At 73.1% G+C, this 21398-nt stretch carries 18 protein-coding genes; 1 reads left to right on the forward strand and 17 read right to left on the reverse strand.

Going from position 1 to position 21398, the window contains the following annotated elements:
• Window positions 1-40: 40 nt before the first annotated feature.
• The 17 genes from CLV28_RS02710 to CLV28_RS02790 all read right to left on the reverse strand — a co-directional run bounded on the left by CLV28_RS02710 (window position 41) and on the right by CLV28_RS02790 (window position 19966).
• Window positions 41-985: a polyprenyl synthetase family protein gene (locus tag CLV28_RS02710; RefSeq protein WP_100422352.1), complete on the reverse strand. Its 945-nt coding sequence runs from the start codon at window positions 983-985 to the stop codon at window positions 41-43.
• Between the two features lie 95 nt (window positions 986-1080).
• Window positions 1081-2742, reverse strand: coding sequence for an NADH-quinone oxidoreductase subunit NuoN (nuoN, locus tag CLV28_RS02715; RefSeq protein WP_100421731.1), 1662 nt, complete (start codon window positions 2740-2742; stop codon window positions 1081-1083).
• Window positions 2739-4334, reverse strand: coding sequence for an NADH-quinone oxidoreductase subunit M (locus tag CLV28_RS02720; RefSeq protein ID WP_100422353.1), 1596 nt, complete (start codon window positions 4332-4334; stop codon window positions 2739-2741). Before CLV28_RS02720 ends, nuoN begins: the two co-directional genes overlap by 4 nt.
• Before the next feature lie 14 nt (window positions 4335-4348).
• Window positions 4349-6334, reverse strand: coding sequence for an NADH-quinone oxidoreductase subunit L (nuoL, locus tag CLV28_RS02725; protein WP_100421732.1), 1986 nt, complete (start codon window positions 6332-6334; stop codon window positions 4349-4351).
• A gap of 10 nt (window positions 6335-6344) precedes the next feature.
• Entirely contained in the window at window positions 6345-6644 is a 300-nt protein-coding gene (nuoK, locus tag CLV28_RS02730; protein WP_100421733.1) for an NADH-quinone oxidoreductase subunit NuoK, read from the reverse strand.
• Window position 6645: 1 nt separating this feature from the next.
• Window positions 6646-7476 (reverse strand): NADH-quinone oxidoreductase subunit J, encoded by an 831-nt coding sequence (locus tag CLV28_RS02735; RefSeq protein ID WP_100421734.1) that lies wholly within the window; start codon window positions 7474-7476, stop codon window positions 6646-6648.
• Window positions 7473-8144, reverse strand: a complete 672-nt coding sequence (nuoI, locus tag CLV28_RS02740; RefSeq protein WP_100421735.1) for an NADH-quinone oxidoreductase subunit NuoI — start codon at window positions 8142-8144, stop codon at window positions 7473-7475. Before nuoI ends, CLV28_RS02735 begins: the two co-directional genes overlap by 4 nt.
• A complete protein-coding gene (gene nuoH, locus CLV28_RS02745) occupies window positions 8137-9525 on the reverse strand; it encodes an NADH-quinone oxidoreductase subunit NuoH (protein ID WP_203968130.1) in 1389 nt (462 codons plus the stop codon). The genes nuoI and nuoH overlap by 8 nt, the downstream gene beginning before the upstream one ends.
• A complete protein-coding gene (locus CLV28_RS02750) occupies window positions 9525-12155 on the reverse strand; it encodes an NADH-quinone oxidoreductase subunit G (RefSeq protein ID WP_100421737.1) in 2631 nt (876 codons plus the stop codon). Before CLV28_RS02750 ends, nuoH begins: the two co-directional genes overlap by 1 nt.
• Window positions 12152-13492, reverse strand: coding sequence for an NADH-quinone oxidoreductase subunit NuoF (gene nuoF, locus CLV28_RS02755; RefSeq protein ID WP_100421738.1), 1341 nt, complete (start codon window positions 13490-13492; stop codon window positions 12152-12154). The genes CLV28_RS02750 and nuoF overlap by 4 nt, the downstream gene beginning before the upstream one ends.
• The gene (gene nuoE, locus CLV28_RS02760) at window positions 13489-14457 is read right to left on the reverse strand and encodes an NADH-quinone oxidoreductase subunit NuoE (RefSeq protein ID WP_100421739.1); all 969 of its coding nucleotides are present in this window, start codon (window positions 14455-14457) and stop codon (window positions 13489-13491) included. The genes nuoF and nuoE overlap by 4 nt, the downstream gene beginning before the upstream one ends.
• Window positions 14454-15749, reverse strand: a complete 1296-nt coding sequence (locus CLV28_RS02765; RefSeq protein WP_100422354.1) for an NADH-quinone oxidoreductase subunit D — start codon at window positions 15747-15749, stop codon at window positions 14454-14456. The genes nuoE and CLV28_RS02765 overlap by 4 nt, the downstream gene beginning before the upstream one ends.
• 59 nt (window positions 15750-15808) lie before the next feature.
• Entirely contained in the window at window positions 15809-16651 is an 843-nt protein-coding gene (locus CLV28_RS02770; RefSeq protein ID WP_170062614.1) for an NADH-quinone oxidoreductase subunit C, read from the reverse strand.
• On the reverse strand, window positions 16648-17199 hold the full coding sequence (locus CLV28_RS02775) for a NuoB/complex I 20 kDa subunit family protein (RefSeq protein ID WP_100421740.1): 552 nt from the start codon (window positions 17197-17199) through the stop codon (window positions 16648-16650). The genes CLV28_RS02770 and CLV28_RS02775 overlap by 4 nt, the downstream gene beginning before the upstream one ends.
• A 71-nt stretch (window positions 17200-17270) precedes the next feature.
• The gene (locus CLV28_RS02780; RefSeq protein ID WP_100421741.1) at window positions 17271-17633 is read right to left on the reverse strand and encodes an NADH-quinone oxidoreductase subunit A; all 363 of its coding nucleotides are present in this window, start codon (window positions 17631-17633) and stop codon (window positions 17271-17273) included.
• 81 nt (window positions 17634-17714) lie between these two features.
• The gene (locus CLV28_RS02785) at window positions 17715-19013 is read right to left on the reverse strand and encodes a geranylgeranyl reductase family protein (RefSeq protein WP_100421742.1); all 1299 of its coding nucleotides are present in this window, start codon (window positions 19011-19013) and stop codon (window positions 17715-17717) included.
• A 257-nt stretch (window positions 19014-19270) separates the two neighbouring features.
• Window positions 19271-19966 carry a demethylmenaquinone methyltransferase gene (locus CLV28_RS02790; protein WP_100421743.1) on the reverse strand — a complete coding sequence of 232 codons (696 nt, stop codon included), beginning with the start codon at window positions 19964-19966 and terminating at the stop codon, window positions 19271-19273.
• Between the two features lie 34 nt (window positions 19967-20000).
• Between CLV28_RS02790 and CLV28_RS02795 the strand changes: the two genes are divergently transcribed.
• Window positions 20001-21377 carry an isochorismate synthase gene (locus tag CLV28_RS02795; protein WP_100421744.1) on the forward strand — a complete coding sequence of 459 codons (1377 nt, stop codon included), beginning with the start codon at window positions 20001-20003 and terminating at the stop codon, window positions 21375-21377.
• Window positions 21378-21398: the final 21 nt, after the last annotated feature.

The raw sequence follows: 21398 nt of genomic DNA on the forward strand, positions 1-21398 counted from the left end.
TCCTCGGGCGCGCGATCTCAGACGGCAGGGGTCGACGGACTCAGGACGCGCGCTCCGCGAGCGCCTCGGCGAACGCCACCATCGACGCCTTGACCGTGCCCTCGGGCAGCCCGTCGAGCTCGGTCACCGCGTCCTGGGCCCAGCGCGCCGCGAGCGCGCGCGTCTCGTCGAGCACGGCGTGCTCGCGCAGGGAGCGCACCGCGCCGGCCAGCACCGCGTCGTCCGACAGGTCCCCGTCGAGCGTCGCGAGCAGGGCGAGGTCGTCCGCGGACGCCGTCCCCGCGGTCGCGCGGGCACGCAGCCGGAGCACGGGCATGGTCGGCACCTTCTCGCGCAGGTCGGTGCCCGGCGTCTTGCCCGACTCCGCACCCGTCGACGCGAGGTCGAGGACGTCGTCCGCGAGCTGGAACGCCACGCCGAGCTTCTCCCCGTACGCGGCGACCGTGTCGACGACGTCCTGCGGGCAGCCGCCGAACATCGCGCCCAGCCGGGCCGACGTCGCGAGCAGCGAGGCGGTCTTGTCGGCGAGCACCTGGAGGTAGTGCGCGACCGGGTCCTCGCCCTCGTCGGGGCCGGTCGTCTCGTGCAGCTGGCCGAGGCACAGTCGCTCGAACGTGCGCGACTGGATGAGCACGGCCTCGGGGCCAAGCCCCGCGACGGTCGTCGACGCACGCGCGAAGAGCAGGTCGCCCACGAGGATCGCGACGCTGTTGCCCCACACCTCGTGCGCGGCCGGCGCCCCGCGGCGCACCGGCGCGGAGTCCATGACGTCGTCGTGGTAGAGCGTCGCGAGGTGCGTGAGCTCGACCCCGACGGCGGCCTCGAGGACCTCGGGGGCCGCGCCGTCGCCCAGCTCGGCCGCGAGCAGCGCGAGCATCGGGCGCAACCGCTTGCCGCCCGCGTTGACGAGGTGGCGCGAGGCGGTGTCCGCGAGGCGGTCCGACTGCGCGACCGACGCGCGCAGCCGCGTCTCGACGAGCTCCATGCGCTCCGAGACGCGTGCCGCGAGCTCGGGGTCGGGGAGCGGGAACGCGATGGCCGAGGCGCTGGGAACGGGTGTCACGGTATGAACTTAGCGCCCTACCCGAGCAGATTCAGAACCGGCGCGGGGAACACGCCCAGACCGATCACGCCGAGCGCGCACAGCACGAGCGCCACGAGCACCGGTGCGCGCGGTCGCACGGCGCGCACGGGCACGTCCGGGACGAGGGCGTCACCGTCCGGACGCGGCGCGGCGTCGTCGTCCGCGGGGGCGTCGGCGAAGAACATGATCACGACGATCCGGACGTAGAAGAAGACCGCGACGGCCGAGGCCAGGACGCCCACGACCGCGAGCCACGCGAAGCCGCCGTCGACGCCCGCGCGGAACGCCCCGAACTTCGCGATGAAGCCTGCGGTGAGCGGGATGCCCGCCATCGAGAGCAGGAACAGCGCGAACAGCCCCGCGAGCCAGGGGCTGCGCCGGCCGAGGCCCGACCACTGCCGGATCTGCGTCGCCTCGCCGAGTACCACGCCGTCACGCGCGCCGTCCGACTCGCGCACGAGCGTCACGACCGCGAACGCCCCGATCGTCGCGAGCCCGTACGCGAGGACGTAGAACACGACCGCGCCCAGCGCATCGACCCCGGCCTCCGGCGTCGGGCGCCCCAGGAGCCCGAGGACCGCGACCAGGACGAACCCGGTGTGCGCGATCGCGGAGTAGCCGAGCACGCGCTTGATGTCGGTCTGCGGGAGCGCCACGACCGTGCCGACGACCATCGACGCGACCGCGACGACGCACAGCGCGACCTCGAGGGCCCGGAACGTGTCCGGGGCACCGGCCTGGAGGCCCGTGCCGACGTAGAGCGCGACCTGCACGAGCGCACCGAACGCGGCCGCCTTGGTGCACGCCGCCATGAACCCGGTCACGGGCGTCGGTGCGCCCTGGTAGACGTCGGGCGTCCACACGTGGAACGGCACCGCGCCGACCTTGAACAGCACGCCCGCGAGCAGCAGCAGGACGGCGACCACGACCATCCCCGTCATGCCGGCCGTGGGGCCGCCCGCCCCACCCTGGGCGAGCGCCTCGGCGATCGCCTCGAGGTTGACCGAGCCCGTCGCGCCGTACAGCAGCGCCGTGCCGAACAGGAACAGCGCCGACGCGAACGCCCCGAGCAGGAAGTACTTGAGCGCGGCCTCCTGGCTCAGCAGCCGACGCCGCCGGGCCGAGGCCGTGAGCACGTACAGCGGGAGCGAGAGCACCTCGAGCGCGACGAACATCGTCAGCAGGTCGATCGTCGCGCCGAAGATCATCATCCCGCCGACCGCGAACATCGTGAGCGGGAAGACCTCGGTCTGCACGAGCCCCTTGCGCCGCGCGAGCTCCTCGTAGGGCGAGCCCGGCACCGCCGCGGCGGTCGGCGCGAACGCGTCGAGGCCGTCCGCGCTGCGGTCCGCGACCACGAGCACCGCGACGAGCGCGAGGACGAGCACCACGGCCTGGATCCCGAGCGTCGTCACGGTCAGCCGCAGCGCGCCGCCGAGCACGTCGACGTAGCCCTGGTCGGTCACGTCCGTCCACAGGGTGCCGACGAGCACGATCGCGGCGACGAGCGCGACGAGCGCGAGCGCGAGCTGCGTCGCACGGCGGGCCGACGCGGGCACGAACGCCTCGACGAGCACGCCGACCACCCCGGCGCCGAGCACGACGACCAGGGGCGCGAGGTACGCCCAGTCGACCGTGGGGGCGAAGAACGTCGTCACTGGTCACTCCCGTCGTGCGTGGCTGTCGTGTCGTCACTGGTGGTTTCGTCAGGCCCGGCGGCCGGAAGGTCGACCGCGACGTCCTCGACCCCGACCGCGGTCAGGGTCTGCTGCGCGGGGTCGCGCAGCACGTCGAGCGCGGGCGCCGGGTAGAGGCCGAGCACGAGCAGCCCGGCGACCAGCGGCGCGACGACCCACCGCTCGCGGTGCCCGAGGTCGGGCAGGGTCTCGAGGCCTTCGGGCACCGCGCCCGTGAAGACCTTCTGGTAGGTCAGCAGCACGTAGAGCGCGGCGAGCACGACGCCGAGCGTCGCGACGAGCGCGAGCGGCTCGTGCCGGGCGAACGTGCCGAGGAACACCATGATCTCGGAGACGAACGTCGACAGGCCCGGCAACGAGAGCGCTGAGAGGCCCGCGACGAGGAACGTGCCCGCGAGCACGGGGGCGACCTTCTGCATGCCGCCGTAGTCGGCGATCCGCTGCGAGCGCCGGGGGTGCCGGGCCACGAGGAACCCGGCGAGCAGGAACAGCGCCCCCGTCGAGATGCCGTGGTTGAGCATGTACAACGACGAGCCGGTCACGGAGAGCGACGTGAACGCGAAGATCCCGAGCACGATGAACCCGAAGTGCGAGACCGACGTGAACGCCACGAGCCGCATGATGTCGGACTGCCCGATCGCCATGATCGCCCCGTACAGGATCGACACGACCGCGAGCACGAGCACCACGGGCGCGGCCCACCGGGAGGCCTCCGGGAACAACGGGAGGCACAGCGTGAGCATCCCGAACGTGCCGACCTTGTCGAGCACGCCCACCAGGAGCGCCGACGTGCCGGCGGGTGCCGACTGCGCGGCGTCCGGCAACCAGGAGTGCACCGGGAACAGGGGCGCCTTGATCGCGAAGGCCAGGAAGAAGCCGCAGAACAGCAGGCGGCCCGTGGTCTCGTCGAGCGCCAGGCCCGTGAGGTTGTCGGTGAGGAAGCCCTGGTCGCCGCCCGGCCCCTGGAGGTAGAGCGCGATGACGGCGGCGAGCATCACGAGGCCGCCCGCGAGCGAGAACATCAGGAACTTCACGGCCGCGTAGCGCCGCCGTGCCCCCTGCCCGAACCCGCCGATCATGAAGTAGACGGGGATGAGCATGGCCTCGAAGACCACGTAGAACAGGAACACGTCGCGCGCCGCGAACACCGTGACCATGAACGCCTCGAGCAGCAGCACGAGCACGAGGTACGTGCCCGTGCGGCCGAGGCCGCCGTCGGGCGTCAGGTTCTCCTTCCAGGCCGCGCCGATCACGAGCGGCACCAGGCCGACCGCGAGCGCGACCAGCAGGAGCGAAACGCCGTCGACGCCGAGCGCCCAGCTCGCACCGATCGAGGGGATCCACGACGCCGTCTCGGCGAGCTGGAACTCCTGCGCGCGCGAGGTGTCGAACTGCGTGATCGCGGCCACGAGCACCACGACCTCGACCAGCGAGAACGCGAGCGCCACGCCCCGCACACGGGTGCGTGCCCGGGTCGCGCCGAGGCCCCACACCACGAGGGCTCCGACGAACGGCACGACGACGAGCGTCGTCAGCCAGGGGAGGTCGATCATGTCGGTCACCTTCCTCAGCTCGCCAGCGCCAGAGCGACGACGACGATCACGATGAGGCCACCGAGCATGGTGGCCGCGTACGAGCGGACGTACCCGGTCTGCGCACGACGCCACCGGTCGCCCAGCAGGCCGAGCGTCCCCGCGAGCCCCGTCCACGCGCCGTCCACGACCTCGCGGTCGGCGTGCACGAGCGTGCGGGTCACGACCTGGCCGGGCAGCATCACGAGGTTCTCGTTGACGTCGTCCTGGTACAGGTCGCGGCGGGCCGCGCGGGTCAGCGCGTTCCCGTGCGGCGCGACCACGGGGACCGCCTGGACGGTGTACTGCCGCCAGGCGAGCGCGATCCCGGCGAGCACGAGCACGAGCGTCAGGACGATCAGGAGCCACGCGGGCAGCACGGGCTCGCCGTGCTCGGCGTGCCCGGTCACGGGTTCGAGCCACGTCACGAACGTGTCGCCCCAGGCGAGCAGGCCGCCGAGCGCGACCGACCCGACCGCGAGCACGACCATCGGCGCCGTCATGAGCGCGGGCGACTCGTGCGGGTGCCGCACGGGACCGTCCTGCGGCCCGGTGCCGTCGAGCGAGCCCGAGCCGTCGTTCCAGCGCCGGCGACCCGTGAACGTCATGAAGAACAGGCGCGACATGTAGTAGGCGGTGATGCCCGCGCCGACGAGCGCGACCGTGCCGAACACCCAGGCCCGCCACTCCTGACCGTCGACCGGCACGAACGCCGCCTCGATGATCTTGTCCTTGGACCAGAAGCCCGAGAAGGGCGGGACGCCGAGGATCGCGAGCCACCCCAGGCCGAACGTCACGAACGTGACCTTCATGTACCGCGACAGCCCGCCGAACCGGCGCATGTCGACCTGGTCGTCCATGCCGTGCATGACCGACCCGGCCCCGAGGAACAGCCCGGCCTTGAAGAACCCGTGCGTCACGAGGTGGAAGATCGCGAACGCGTAGCCGATCGGGCCGAGGCCCGCCGCGAGGATCATGTAGCCGATCTGCGACATGGTCGAGGCCGCGAGCGCCTTCTTGATGTCGTCCTTGGCCGACCCCACGATCGCCCCGAACACGAGGGTTACGGCGCCGACGATCACGACGACGAGCTGCGCGTCGGGCGCGGCCTCGAACACGGGGGCCGAGCGCACCACGAGGTAGACGCCGGCCGTGACCATGGTCGCGGCGTGGATGAGGGCCGAGACCGGCGTCGGGCCCGCCATGGCGTCACCGAGCCAGGCCTGGAGGGGCACCTGCGCCGACTTGCCGCAGGCCGCGAGCAGGAGCATCAGGCCGATCGCGGTCGTGATGCCCGTCGACGCCGCGGGCGCCTGCGCGTGCACGGTCGCGAAGTCGACCCCGCCGAAGTTCGCGAGCATGAGCATGAGGGCGACGATGAGCCCGATGTCGCCCACGCGGTTCATGATGAACGCCTTCTTGGCCGCGACGGCGTTCTTGCGCTCGCGGTACCAGAACCCGATGAGCAGGTAGGACGCGAGGCCCACGCCCTCCCACCCGACGAACAGCAGCAGGTAGGAGTCGGCGAGGACGAGCACGAGCATGGCCGCGACGAACAGGTTCAGGTACGCGAAGAACCGGCGACGGTCGTCGTCGTGCTCCATGTAGGCGACCGAGTACAGGTGGATGAGCGAGCCGACGAACGTCACGAGCAGCACGAACGTGACCGACAGCGGGTCGACGCGCAGGCCCGCGCTCACGTCGAGCGTGCCCGCCGGGATCCAGTCGAACAGGTGCTGGTCGTAGGCGCGCGCCTCGGCGTCCTGGCCGAGCAGGCCCACGAGCAGGACGACGCCCACGACGAACGCCCCGACCGACGCGGCGAGCCCGAGCCAGTGGCCCCAGCGGTCGCTGCGCCGGCCCGCGAGGAGCAGCACCGCGGCGCCGACCAGCGGCAGCAGGATCACGAGCGGGGCGAGCCCGATCGGGGACGGGACGTCGGTCGATACCTCGGCGGCGAGCAGCTGTGCTCCCTGCAGCATGGTGTGCCCTTCAGTTCTTCAGGAGGTTGGCGTCGTCGACCGACGCGGTGCGGCGCGTGCGGAAGATCGCGACGATGATCGCGAGCCCGACGACGACCTCGGCCGCGGCGACCGTCATGACGAAGAACGCGATGACCTGGCCGTGCGGGTCGCCGTGCATGCGGGCGAACGTCACGAACGCGAGGTTGGCGGCGTTGAGCATGAGCTCGACCCCCATGAACACGATGATCGCGTTGCGCCGCAGCAGCACCGTCGTCGCGCCGATCGCGAAGAGGATGCAGGACAGCACCACGTAGTGGGTGAGCTCCACGTCAGGCCTCCTCGTCGGTCGTGCGCGTCACGCGGTCGGGGTGCGCGTCGTCGTCGCGCCGGTCGCGGTGGCGCGTCGGCTCGTGGTCGGCGAGCACCTCGTGCTCGGCGGCGAGGATCGCCGTCGCGGACCGCTCCTGGCCGCGGATGCGCAGGATGCGCGAGACCGACTCGGGGATCGGTCGTCCGCTCGCGTCGAGCGCCGGGGTGTCCATCGCGTTGTTGCGCGCGTAGACGCCCGGGGCGGGCAGCGGCGTGAGCCGGCCGCCCGAGGGCAGCGCCGCGACCTTCGCGTCGGCCGTCTCCTTCTGCCCCACGCGCGGCTCGAGCGAGCGCCGGTGCGTGAGCACGAGCGCCGCGACCGCGGCCGTGACGAGCAGCACGCCCACGACCTCCATCGCGAACACGTAGTCGCCGAACAGCACGCGCGCGAGCGTCACGGGGTTCTCCTCGTCGGGCGACGCGAGCCCGACCGCGGGCGGGAACGTCGCCTGCGCGACGACGCCGCCGAGCACCGCGCCGAGGCCGAGGCCGAGCAGCACGCCGATCCAGCGCTGGCCGCGGATCGTCTCGACGAGCGAGTCGGACGCGTCGACGCCCACGAGCATCAGCACGAACAGGAAGAGCATCATGACCGCGCCGGTGTAGACCACGATCTGCACGACGCCGAGGAACGGTGCGTCCTGCGCGATGTACATGACCGCGAGGCTGATCATGACGAACACGACGCACACCGCGGCGTGCACGGCCTTGCGCGCGAACAGCAGCCCGAGCGCCGCGAGCACCATGAGCGGCGCGAGCACCCAGAACAGCACGTCCTCCCCCGTGCTCATCGGGTCACCCCCTCAGTGGGCTCGCCGGCGTGCCGGACGGCGTCCGCGGCGTCGGGGTGGTCGGCGACCCACTGCTCCTGCTCGGGCGTGGGGCCCGTGACCTCGCCCCGGTAGTACGCGGTGTCGTCGGTGCCGGGGACCATCGGGTGCGGGCCCTGGAGCATGCCCTCGCGCAGCGGTGCCAGGAGGTCCTGCTTCTCCCAGATCATCCCCTCGCGCGTGGGGCCGGCGAGCTCGTACTCGGTGGTCATCGTCAGGGCCCGCGTCGGGCACGCCTCGATGCACAGGCCGCAGAAGATGCAGCGCAGGTAGTTGATCTGGTAGACGCGGCCGTACCGCTCGCCGGGCGACACGTGCGCGCCGTCGGGAAGGTCGGCGTTCGACGCGCCCTCGACGTAGATCGCGTCGGCCGGGCACGCCCACGCGCACAGCTCGCACCCGATGCACTTCTCGAGCCCGTCGGCGTACCGGTTGAGCTGGTGCCGCCCGTGGTACCGCCGCTGCGGCGGCACCTTCTGGCGCGGGTACTGCTCGGTCACGACCGGCTTGAACATCGACGAGAACGTGACGCCGAACCCGGCGACCGGCGCGAAGAGCTCCTTGAGGCCCTTCGGCTGCGGCCGCAGCGGCTCGTATCCGGTGCCCTCGTCTGCGGGGCGGTCAGCCACGGGGTGCCTCCTCGGTGGTGGTCGAGACGTCCGCACGACGGCGCGGCGACGGCGGGAGCTTCTGGCCGGGCAGGGGCGGGACGGGGTAGCCGTCCGCGAACGCGTCGAACGGTGCGGTCTCGACGGGCGTGCGGTAGGGCGAGCGGCGTGCGGCCTCGGCCCGTTCCTTCTCGGCGCGGGCCACCTTGTCGGGCCAGAAGAGGATCGCGAGCATCACCACGACCGCGACGACCCCGGCGCCGATGAGGATCCCCGACGTGTCGACGTCCATGAACCGGCGCACCGCCTGGGAGATCGACAGGAGCACGACCCAGGTCAGCGCGACCGGGATGAGCACCTTCCAGCCGAACTTCATGAACTGGTCGTACCGCAGGCGCAGGAGCGTGCCGCGCACCCACACGAACACGAACATCAGGGCCCACAGCTTGACCAGGAACCACAGGATCGGCCACCAGCCCTCGTTGAACATCCCGTCGTTGACGGTCGACAGCGGCCAGGGGGCGCGCCACCCGCCGAGGAACAGCGTGGTCGCGATCGCCGAGACGTTGAGCATGTTGATGTACTCGGCGAGGAAGAACCACGCGAACTTCATCGACGAGTACTCGGTCATGTAGCCCGAGACGAGCTCGCCCTCGGCCTCGGGCAGGTCGAACGGGAGCCGGTTCGTCTCGCCGATCATCGCGATGATGTAGATGACGAACGCGGGCACGAGCGGGATCGCCCACCAGATCTGCGTCTGGGACTCGACGATCTCGGACGTCGACATCGACCCGGCCATGATGAACACCGTGACGAGCGACAGACCCATCGCGAGCTCGTAGCTGATGACCTGCGCGGTCGAGCGGACCGAGCCGAGCAGCGGGTACGTCGAGCCCGACGACCAGCCGCCGAGCACGATCCCGTACACGCCGAGCGACGCGCACGCGAGGATGTACAGCACCGCGACCGGGAAGTCGGTCAGCTGCGCGGGCGTCGTGTAGTCGGTGAACGGGATCGTGACCTCGGGCCCGAACGGGATGACGGCGAACACCAGCAGCGAGCAGAACACCGAGATCATCGGCGCGAGCAGGTAGACGAACTTGTCGGCCGCCGTGACCGTGACGTCCTCCTTGAGCAGGAGCTTCATGGCGTCGGCGAGCGACTGCAGCAGCCCGAACGGGCCGTGCACGTTCGGGCCGGGGCGCAGCTGCATGCGCGCCACGACCTTGCGCTCGAACCAGATCGCGATCAGCACGCTCGTGAGCAGGAACACGATGATCAGGACGGCCTTGACGAGGTACGACCAGAACGTGTCCTGCGAGAAGTCTGCGTGGATCCCGGGGATCCCCGGGGTGCCGTCGGCGAGCGGGGCGAGCCCCGGGGTCGCGAGCAACGCGCGCATCATGCCCCTCCCTCGGTCGTGCCGTACGGATCCGCCGTGCCGTCAGCCGCCGTGACCTGCACGACCGCGCCGGGCTCCACGCCCAGCACGTCGAGCACCGCGCTGCCGGGCGAGCGCATCGGCAGCCAGACCACGTGGTCGACCATGTCGGTGACGACGACCGGCAGCGTGACGGCCCCGCGCTCGGTCGCGACGCGCACGGGCGCGCCGGGCTCGACACCGACGCCCGCGGCGGTCGCCGCGGACATCCGCACCACGGGCCGCTTGGCGGTCCCCGCGAGGAACCGTTCGCCGTCCTGCCCCCGGCCCGCGTCGAGCAGCAGGCGCCACGACGCGAGGACGGCGTGGCCAGGGTCGACGCGCGGCGGCTCGACCGCCGCGACGTCGGGCGCGTCGGTGCGGGCGCCGTCCCACGGCCCGAACGCGCCGAGCTCCTCGCGCACCGCGTCGGGCGTCGCGAGGCCGAGCGGCGTGCCGCAGGCCTCGGCGAGCGCGTCGAGCACCCGGTGGTCGGCCATCGCGGACGAGTCGAGCACGCGGTCGAACGCGCGCACCCGCCCCTCCCAGCTCCAGTACGACCCGGCCCGCTCGGTGGGCGGGGCGACGGGGAGCACGACGTCGGCGAGCTCGGTCACGGCCGAGGCGCGCACCTCGAGCGAGACCACGAACGCGGCGGAGAGCGCACGCAGCGCGTGCGCCGGGTCGGGCAGGTCGGCGGGCTCGACGCCGCCCACGACGACGCCCGCGAGCTGGCCCACCGAGAGCGCGTCGAGGATCTCGGACGTCGACCGGCCGGGTTCGGCCGGCAGCGTCCCGACCCCCCAGGCCGCGGCCACGTCGACGCGCGCCGCGGCGTCCGCCACGGGACGACCGCCGGGCAGCAGGCCCGGGAGCGTGCCGACCTCGACGCCGCCGCGCTCACCCGCGCGCCGGGGCACCCACGCGACGCGGGCGCCCGTGCGCCCGGCGAGCCGCAGCACCGCGCTGTACCCGCCGGGCACGCCCGCGAGCCGCTCGCCCACGAGAACGACGGCACCGGGCCGCGAGAGCGCCTCGGTCGCCTCGTCCACGACGTCCGGGGTGTCGAGCGTGCCCGAGCCGGCGATGCCGTCGAGCCACTCGGCCTCAGTGCCGGGCGCGGCCGGCAGCAACGTGCCGTGCATGCGCTGCAGGCCCCGCGTCGCGTACGGCGCGACCGAGAACACCCGCACGCCGTGCCGCTCGGCGCCCTTGCGCAGCCGCAAGAACGTGACGCCGGCCTCCTCCTCGGCCTCGAGCCCGACGAGCAGCACCGCGGGAGCCTTCTCGAGGTCGGTGAACGTCACCCCGATCCCGCTGCCCGCGACGGTGTGCGCCAGGAACGCGGCCTCCTCGTCGGAGTGCGTGCGTGCCCGGTGGTCGACGTCGTTCGTGCCGAGCACGACGCGCGCGAGCTTGGCGTACGCGTAGGCGTCCTCGACCGTGAGCCGGCCGCCGGGCAGCACCGCGACGCCGCCCGCGGCCCGCGCGGCCGTGAGCCCCTCGGCCGCGAGCTCGAGCGCCTCGACCCAGCTCGCGGGGCGCAGCTCGCCACGCGTCGTCGTGCCGTCGGGCGCGACGACACGGTCGCGGACCAGGGGCGTCGTGAGCCGGTCGGGCGCGCTCTGCCACGCGAACGCGAAGCGGTCCTTGTCGGTGATCCACTCCTCGTTGACCAGGGGGTCGTCGCCCGCGAGGCGCCGCATCACGACGCCGCGGCGGTGGTCGACGCGGATCGCGGAGCCGCACGAGTCGTGCTCGCCGACCGACGGCGACGAGACGAGGTCGAACGGCCGTGCCCGGAACCGGTACGCCGCGCTCGTGAGCGCGCCCACGGGGCAGATCTGCACCGTGTTGCCCGAGAAGTACGACGCGAACGTGCGGCCCGACTCGTCGAGCAGCGCCGCGCCCACGGGCGCGTCCCCCGGGTCGCCCGCGGCCCCCGCGGGGGCCGCGGGGGCCGCGAAGTCGAGCACGTCCTCGTCGAACCGCCCGATCTGCTGGTGCGCGCCGCGCATCTGCAGGTCGATGAACGCGTCGCCCGCGATCTCCTGCGAGAACCGGGTGCAGCGCTGGCACAGCACGCAGCGCTCGCGGTCGAGCAGCACCTGCGTCGAGACCGCGATCGGCTTGGGGAACGTGCGCTTGACGTCCACGAACCGGCTCGTCGAGCGGCCGTTGCTCATGGCCTGGTTCTGCAGCGGGCACTCGCCGCCCTTGTCGCACACCGGGCAGTCGAGCGGGTGGTTCATGAGCAGCAGCTCCATGACCCCGTGCTGCGCCTTGTCCGCGACCTCGGACGTGCGCTGCGTGCTCACGACCATGCCGGGCGTCGCCTCGAGCGTGCACGAGGCCTGCGGCTTGGGCATGGGCCGCACCTGACCCGAGCGGTCCGGCGCGGCGACCTCGACGAGGCACTGCCGGCACGCCCCCGCGGGCGCGAGCAGCGGGTGGTCGCAGAACCGCGGGATCGTGATGCCGAGCTCCTCGGCCGCACGGATCACCAGGGTGCCCTTGGGCACCGAGGTCTCGATGCCGTCGATCGTGAACGTGACCTGCTCGGGCGGGGCCGAGAGCTCCGCGCCCCCGGACCCCGTGGTCGTCGCCGTCATCGGTGCACCCCCGCCCCGGTCAGGGCCTTCGGCGCGCGCGGCGTGTACTCGAACAGCGCCGAGCGCGAGTGGTCGAACGGACAGCCCCCACCGGTGATGTGGGCCTCGTACTCGTCGCGGAACAGCTGCACGCTCGAGGTCACGGGCGACGTCGCGCCGTCCCCCAGCGCGCAGAACGCCCGGCCGAGGATGTTGTCGCACAGGTCGAGCAGCAGGTCGAGGTCGGCCTCGGTGCCCTCGCCGCCCTCGATGCGGCGCAGCACCTGCTGCAGCCAGTAGGTGCCCTCGCGGCACGGCGTGCACTTGCCGCACGACTCGTGCGCGTAGAACTCCGTCCAGCGCGTGACCGCGCGCACCACGCACGTGGTCTCGTCGAAGATCTGCAGCGCGCGCGTGCCGAGCATCGACCCGGCCGCGCCGACCGACTCGTAGTCGAGCGGCACGTCGAGGTGCTCGGCCGTGAAGATCGGCGTCGACGACCCGCCCGGCGTCCAGAACTTGAGCTCGTGCCCGGGACGCACGCCCCCGGCGAGGTCGAGCAGCTCGCGCAGCGTCACCCCGAGCGGGGCCTCGTACTGCCCGGGCCGCACCACGTGCCCCGAGAGCGAGAACAGCCCGTGCCCCGCCGAGCGCTCGGTGCCCATCGCCGTGAACCAGTCGGCGCCGCGCGCCACGATCGCCGGGACGCTCGCGACCGACTCGACGTTGTTGACCACGGTGGGCCGCGCGTACAGGCCCGCGACCGCGGGGAACGGCGGCTTGAGCCGCGGCTGCCCGCGCCGGCCCTCGAGCGAGTCGAGCAGCGCGGTCTCCTCGCCGCAGATGTACGCCCCGGCGCCCGCGTGGACGGTCACGTCGAGGTCGTACCCCGTGCCGAGCACGTCCTTGCCGAGCAGGCCCGCCTCGTACGCCTCCTCGACCGCGCGCAGCAGCCGGCGGTACACGTGCAGCACCTCGCCGCGCACGTACACGAACGCGTGGTGGCAGCCGATCGCGAACGACGTGATCGCGACGCCCTCGAGCAGCAGGTGCGGCGAGGCGAGCATGAGCGGGATGTCCTTGCACGTGCCCGGCTCGGACTCGTCGGCGTTGACCACGAGGTACCGCGGCCCGCCGTCCGGGGGCGGCAGGAACCCCCACTTCATGCCCGTGGGGAACCCGGCTCCCCCGCGCCCGCGCAGGCCCGAGTCCTTGACGAGCTGGACGAGGTCGGCCGGGTCGCGCGAGAGCGCGTCGCGCAGGGCGTCGTAGCCGCCGCGCGCGCGGTAGGCGTCGAGGGTCCAGGACCGCTCGGCGTCCCAGGTGTCGCTCAGGACCGGGGTCAGCGGGGTGCTCACTCGTCGTCCTCCTTCGGCTCCGCCGTGCCGGACGCCGTGGAGGTGCCGGGGGTCGAGGTGCTGGGGGCGCCGGGCGTCTCGTCCGAGGGCGGTGGCCCGCCGGGCGTCGTGTCGGACGGGGTCGCGGGCTCCCGCTCGGCGCTCGACTGCTCGTCGCCGGGCTCGGGCGCGCTGCCTGCCGCCGCGCCGCCTGCCGCGGTTCCGTCGTCAGCCGCGCCGTCCACAGCCGCGCCGTCGGACGGCGCCGCGGGGCCGTCGTCCGCCCCCGTGCCGGTTCCCGGGCCGGGCCGGGACGGGCCGGCCTGCTCGCGCGCGATGCGCAGCCCCTCGAGCGTCGCCGGCCCGGCGCCGACGCCCTCGTCCGCCCGCCCGTCGGAGAACCCGGCGAGCACGCGGCTCATCTGCTTGAACGTGCACACCGACGCGGCGCCGCGCGTCGGGGCGACGTCCTGCCCGAGGCGCAGGCCGTCCGCGAGCGCGCGGGCCGAGTCGGGCGTCTGGTTGTCGAAGAACTCCCAGTTGACCATCACGACGGGCGCGTAGTCGCAGGCCGCGTTGCACTCGACGCGCTCGAGCGTGATCGCGCCGTCGTCGGTGGTCTCGTCGTGCCCCACGCCCAGGTGGTCGCTGAGCGCGTCGAAGATCTCGTCGCCGCCCATGACCGCGCACAGGGTGTTGGTGCACACCCCGACGGTGTAGGTGCCGTTGGGGTGCCGCTTGTACTGCGTGTAGAACGTCGCGACGGCCGAGACCTCGGCGGTGCTCAGGTCGAGCTGCTCGGCGCAGAACGCGATGCCGTCGCGCGAGACGAACCCCTCCTCGGACTGCACGAGGTGCAGCATGGGCAGCAGGCCCGAGCGGGCCTGCGGGTAGCGCGCGACGATCGCCGCGGCGTCGGCCGCGAGGCGCTCGTACGTGGCGTCGTCGTAGGCGCAGGTTCCCTCGCGCCGCGTCTCCAGAGTCATCGGTCCACCCCTCCGAGCACCGGGTCGAGCGACGCCACGGCGACGACGACGTCGGCGACCTGACCGCCCTCGCACATCGCGGCGACCGCCTGCAGGTTGTTGAACGACGGGTCCCGGAAGTGGGCCCGGTAGGGTCGCGTGCCGCCGTCCGAGACGAGGTGCACGCCGAGCTCGCCGCGCGGGTGCTCGACCGTGGTCCAGGACTGGCCGACGGGCACCCGGAACCCCTCGGTCACGAGCTTGAAGTGGTGGATCAGGGCCTCCATCGAGGTGCCCATGATCTCCCTGATGTGGTCGAGCGAGTTGCCCTGGCCGTCGCTGCCGATCGCGAGCTGCGCGGGCCACGCGATCTTCTTGTCGGCGACCATGACGGGCGCCCCGGTCGAGGCCGAGAGCCGTTCGAGGCACTGCTCGACGATGCGCAGCGACTGGTAGCACTCCTCGATGCGCAGCACGACGCGCGAGTAGCAGTCGGCGTCGGTCGACGTCGGCACGTCGAAGTCGTACGTCTCGTAGCCGCCGTAGGGCGCGGCCTTGCGCACGTCGTACGGCAGGCCGGCCGAGCGCAGCACCGGGCCGGTCACGCCGAGCGCCATGCAGCCCGCGAGCGACAGGTGGCCCACGCCGACGAGGCGCGCCTTGAAGATCGGGTTGGCGAGCATGAGGTCGCCGAGCTGGCCGAGGTAGCCGCGGATCCGCGGGAGCGCGTCGCGCACCTGCGCGTCGAGCGTGTCGGGCACGTCCTGCGCGACGCCGCCGGGGCGCACGTACGCGTGGTTCATGCGCAGGCCCGAGACAGCCTCGAGGATCCGCAGGATCTCCTCGCGCGCCGTGAACCCGAGCGTCATGACGGTCGTGGCGCCCATCTCGTTGCCTCCCGTGCCGAGGCACACGAGGTGGGACGAGACCCGGTTGAGCTCCATCATGAGCACGCGGATCACCTGCGCGCGCTCGGGCACGTCGTCGGTGATGCCGAGGATCTTCTCAACGCCCATGCAGTAGGCGGACTCCTGGAACAGTGGCGCGAGGTAGTCCATGCGGGTGCAGAACGTGACGCCCTGCGTCCACGTCCGGAACTCCATGTTCTTCTCGATGCCCGTGTGCAGGTAGCCGATGCCGCAGCGGGCCTCGCGCACGGTCTCGCCGTCGATCTCGAGCATGAGGCGCAGCACGCCGTGGGTCGAGGGGTGCTGCGGGCCCATGTTGACGACGATGCGCTCCTCGCCGAGCGCGGCCGCCTCGGCGATCGAGTCCGCGATCTCGGACCAGTCCCCGCCCGAGGCCTCGAACATGGGGGCGGACGACGCGTCGTCCGGCGCGTTCTTCGTGGCGTGGGGCGCTCCGGTGGTGCTCACGAGTACGACCTCCTCTGGTCCGCCGGGGGCACCGTGGCGCCCTTGTACTCGACGGGGATGCCGCCGAGCGGGTAGTCCTTGCGCTGCGGGTGGCCGGGCCAGTCGTCCGGCATCTCGATGCGCGCGAGCGCGGGGTGGCCGTCGAACACGAGCCCGAAGAAGTCCCAGGTCTCGCGCTCGTGCCAGTCATTGGTGGGGTACACCGCGACAGTCGACGGCACGTGCGGGTCGGCGTCGGGCGCGGTGGTCTCGAGGCGCAGGCTGCGTCCGTGCGTGACCGACGTCAGGTGGTAGACGGCGTGCAGTTCGCGGCCCGCGTCGTGCGGGTAGTGCACGCCGCTCACGCCGAGGCTCAGCTCGAACCGGAGGTCCTGGTCGTCGCGCAGTGCGCGGCACACGGCCACGAGGTGCTCGCGCCGCACGCGCAGCGTGAGCTCGGCGTGCGCGCCGGGCGGGTCGACGACGACGCCCTCGACCGCGGCGTCGAGGCTCAGCCCGCCCTCGGCGAGCACCTCGCCGAGCACGTCGACGACCTCGTCGAACCAGCCGCCGTAGGGGCGGGTCGAGGCGCCCGGCATCGCGACCGGGCGGCGCAGCCCGCCGAACCCGGACGTGTCGCCCGAGCCGTGCACGCCGAACAGCCCGGTGCGGACCTCGACGACCTCGAGCGTGCTGCGGCCCTCGCTGCCCGTGACGAGGTCGTCTGCCCGGGGGCCCTGCGCGTCGTCCGGCTGGGGCGCGCCCTGCGGGGGCGGGCCGGTCACGGCGGCGTCGGACGTCGTGCCGTCGGACGTCGCGCCGTCGGCTCCCTTCGCGCCCTCGGCGCCGTTCGCGCTCACCGCAGGAGTCCCTTCATCTGGTGCGTCGGGGTCGCCTCGAGCGCGGCGGCCTCGGCCGCCTTGGCGGCGTCGCGGCGGTTGGCGCCGAGCGGCTCGGCGCCGATCTGCTCGTGCAGGGTCGTGATCGCGTTGATGAGCATCTCGGGGCGGGGCGGGCAGCCGGGCAGGTAGATGTCGACCGGCACGATGTGGTCGACGCCCTGGACGATCGCGTAGTTGTTGAACATGCCGCCGCTCGACGCGCACACGCCCATCGAGAGCACCCACTTGGGCTCCGACATCTGGTCGTAGACCTGCCGCACGACGGGCGCCATCTTCTGGCTCACCCGGCCCGCGACGATCATGAGGTCGGCCTGGCGGGGCGAGGCGCGGAACACCTCCATGCCGTAGCGCGAGAGGTCGAACCGGGACGCGCCCGCGGCCATCATCTCGATCGCGCAGCACGCGAGCCCGAACGTCACGGGCCACAGCGAGGCCTTGCGGAAGTACCCCGCGAGGTCCTCGACGGTGGTCAGGAGGAACCCTGACGGAGCTTCTTCGATCCCCATGCGCCTCTACCTTCCAGCCCGCTGCGTGCGTGTGCGGCGGCCCGCGCGGGCCGCCCCTGGTCCGTGCCCGGTCAGTCCCACTCGAAGCCCCCGCGCCGCCACTCGTAGACGAACGGGACGGTGATGAGGGCGAGGAACGAGAGCATCGCGACGAGCCCGAACGTCGCGAGCGTCGCGAAGTCGACCGCCCAGGGGTAGAGGAACACGACCTCGATGTCGAACACGATGAACGTCATCGCGACGAGGTAGTACTTGATCGGGAAGCGGCCGCCGCCGACGGCGTGGGGAGTGGGCTCGATGCCGCACTCGTAGGCGTCGAGCTTGGCGCGGTTGTACCGGCGCGGGCCGATGACGGCGCTCGCGCCCACGCCACCGAGGGCGAGGACGGCGCCGATCGCCATGAGGACGAGGACGGGGACGTACGGGTCGGTCATCTCAAAGCTCCTCGAGCGAAGGTCTCGTGGGTGTGTCGTCGTTGACAGTGCTTCGTGACTCGGTGCGTCGGGTTCGTCAGGTCATGACGCCGGCACCACCCTGGTGAGGCCGGCGATCACGCGGTCGACCCAGTCGCCGCCGCGGGGCTCGTAGCAGTCCGACAGGAGCTTGAGCACGAACCGCATGACGACGCGCCGCGGGAGGCCGTAGCGCGTGCAGATCCTCATGATCTCGGGGTGCTCGATGAGCCGGACGAAGTACCGGCCGAGCGTGTAGTACCCGCCGAGCTCGTCGCGCATGGTGCGCGAGTACCGCGCGAGCACCCGGTCGCGCGCGGCGTCGGTGCCGCGGGCCCGGGACTGCGCGACGACGTCGGCCGCGACGCGCGCGGCCTGCATCGCGTACGCGATGCCCTCGCCGTTGAAGGGGCTGACCATGCCGCCCGAGTCGCCCACGAGCAGCATGCCGCGCGTGGCCAGGGGCTTGCGGTTGAACCCCATGGGCAGCGCGGCACCGCGCACCGGTCCGCGCTGGTTCTCGGGCGTGAACTCCCACGCGGCGGGCGCGTTGGCCATCCACCGGGCGAAGAGGTCCTTGTAGTCGACGTTCGCCGCGGACTGCCGTGCGGGCGTCGAGCTCACGGCCCCGAGGCCCACGTTCGCGGTGCCGTCACCGAGCGCGAAGATCCAGCCGTACCCGGGCAGCAGGTTCGACGCCTGGGGCTCGCCGTCCCAGAGCTCGAGGTGGCTCTCCATCCACGCGTCGTCGTGCCGCGGGGTCTCGAAGTAGGTGCGCACCGCGACGCCGATGGGGCGGTCCTCACGACGTTCGAGGCCGAGCGCGAGCGCGAAGCGCGACGAGACGCCGTCCGCGGCGATGACGACGGGCGCCCGGTAGGTCGTCTCGTCGCCCGCCCGCCGGCCCTTGCCGTCGACGGGGCGTGCCGTGACGCCGACCACGCGGCCCGTGCGCTCGTCGAGCAGGGGGCCGGTGACCGCCGTCCGCTCCTGGAGCTTGGCGCCGGTGCGCTGCGCGTGCTGCGCGAGCGTGTGGTCGAGCGTCATGCGCGACCGTGCCAGGCCGTACGAGGGGTACGAGGCGAGGTCGGGCCAGGCGAGCTCCCAGCTGCGGCCGCCCGCGACGACGCGCAGGCCCTCGTTGCGGATCCAGCCGTCCTCGGGGCGCACGGGCACGCCCATGCGCACGAGCTCGGCGACCGCGCGCGGGGTCAGACCGTCGCCGCAGATCTTGTCGCGCGGGAACTCGGCCTTCTCGAGCAGGAGCACGGAGAGACCGGCCGCGGCGCAGTAGTGCGCGGCGGTCGACCCGGCCGGGCCCGCGCCGACGACGATGACGTCGGCGTCGTCGCTCGTGCTCACCCCGACCTCCTCGCTCGTGCGGCCCGCTCACCTGCGCGGACGTCCTCGGTCCGATCCGGACGACCGTCGCGGGCCGCGCTTGCGCCCCACCCTGCTCCGGCCGTGCACGCGCCGCATCCAGACGACTTGTGAAGTCGGTCACAACGCGCAGGCGACACTCTAACCACACCCGCCGCCCGTTGTGTACCAAGGCTCACCTTGGTTGAGGCGGGCGCGGCGCGCGGACGCCGGTCGCGGCGTCCGCGGGCAGGGCGCGGTCAGGCGGGGCGGGTCCCGCGGTGCAGCGCGACGACGCCGCCCGTGACGTTGCGGTAGGCGACGGAGTCCCAGCCGGCGTCGATCATGAGGTGCGCGAGCGCGGGCTGGTCGGGCCACGAGCGGATCGACTCGGCGAGGTAGTCGTACGAGCCCGGGTCCTTGGTCACGAGTCCCGCGACGCGCGGCAGCAGGCGCATCAGGTAGCCCGTGTACACCGTACGGAACGGCTTCCAGGTGGGCTGCGAGAACTCGCAGATCACGACGCGGCCGCCCGGGCGCACGACCCGCAGCATCTCGCGCAGCGCGGCCGACGTGTCGACCACGTTGCGCAGGCCGAACGAGATCGTCACGGCGTCGAAGCTCTCGTCCGCGAACGGCAGGTGCGTCGCGTCGCCCGCGACGAACGGCAGGTCGGGGCGCCGGCGCTTGCCCTCGCGCAGCATCCCGATCGAGAAGTCGCACGGGACGACCTCGACGCCGTCGTCCGCGAACGGCTCCGACGACGTGCCCGTGCCCGCCGCGAGGTCGAGCACGCGCTCCCCCGGCAGCGCGGCGACCGCGTCGACCGTCAGGCGCCGCCACCGGCGGTCCTGCCCCAGCGACATGATGTCGTTGGTGACGTCGTACTTCGAGGCGATGCCGTCGAACATCGAGGCGACCTCGGCGGGCTTCTTGTCCAGGCTGGCGCGCGACATGCCTCCCATCGTTTCACGTCTACGCTGGATCCTGATGACTGCAGAGCACGCGTCGGCCCCCGCCCCCCGGACCAGCCCCGCCCCGGGCACGCTGGTGGTCCGCACCGTCGCGATCGACGCGCTGCCCGGCGGGCCGACCGCGCTGGTCGACCTCCTGCCCGACGCGCACCCGCTCGCGTGGGTGCGCCGCGGCGACGGGATCGTCGGCTGGGGCGAGGTCGCACGCATCGAGTCGTGGGGGCCGGGCCGGTTCGCCGACGCGGACGCCGCGTGGCGGGCCGTGCTGCGCCGCGCCGTCGTGCGCGACGAGGTCCACCTGCCCGGCACGGGCGCCGTCGCCTTCGGGTCGTTCGCGTTCGACGACGCCGGGCCGGGTGCCGCGGACGACGCCGGCACCGACGGGCCCGACGTGGCGGACGACGGCCGGCCGGACGGCGTCCTCGTCGTGCCGCGGGTGGTCGTCGGGCGACGCGGCGGCACGACGTGGATGACGACGTTCGAGACGTCGGGGTCGCTCGCGTCCCCGCCCGGGGCGCACGTGCTGCCGCGCCCCGCGCCCGTGACGTCGCCGGGCCGGGTCGTGCTGCGCGACGGGTCGGTCGCGGCGCAGGACTGGAAGGATCTCGTGGCCGAGGCCGCGCGGCGCATCCGGGCCGGGCACCTCGACAAGGTCGTGCTCGCGCGCGACGCGGTCGCCACGACCGAGCACCCCGTCGACCCGCGCTACCTGCTGGGCCGGCTCGCGGCGTCGTACGAGGCGTGCTGGACGTTCAGCGTCGACGGCATGGTCGGCGCGACGCCCGAGCTGCTCGTGCGCTCGGAGAAGGGTCTCGTGACGTCGCGCGTGCTCGCGGGGACGATCCGCCGCGAGCCCGGTGCCGGCGCGCCCCACGACCCGGCGCTGTTCCTCGCGCAGTCGTCCAAGGACCTCGAGGAGCACGAGTACGCGGTGCGCTCGGTCGCCGACGCGCTCGCGCCCTCGTGCAGCTCGATGAACGTGCCCGAGGCCCCCTTCGTGCTGCACCTGCCGAACGTGCTGCACCTCGCCTCCGACGTCACGGGCGTGCTCGCCTCGCCCGAGGACGGTCCGGCACCCACGAGCCTCGGCCTCGCCGCGGCGCTGCACCCGTCGGCCGCGGTCTGCGGCACGCCTACGGCGGACGCGCGCGCGCTGATCCGCGAGATCGAGGGCCTCGACCGGGCGCGGTACGCCGCGCCCGTGGGTTGGCTCGGCGCGGACGGCGACGGCGAGTGGGGCATCGCCCTGCGGTCGTGCGAGATCCTGCCGTCCGACCCGCTCGCGGTGCGGCTCTTCGCCGGCTGCGGGATCGTCGGCGCGTCCGACCCGGACGCGGAGCTCGCGGAGTCCGAGGCCAAGCTCGAGCCGATCACGGGGGCGCTCGGCCTCTGAGCCGACCACGTACCCGGCGCG

Origin of the sequence: Sediminihabitans luteus (genome assembly GCF_002797595.1) — a bacterium.
In the GTDB taxonomy this organism is placed as follows: Bacteria; Actinomycetota; Actinomycetes; order Actinomycetales; family Cellulomonadaceae; genus Paraoerskovia; species Paraoerskovia lutea.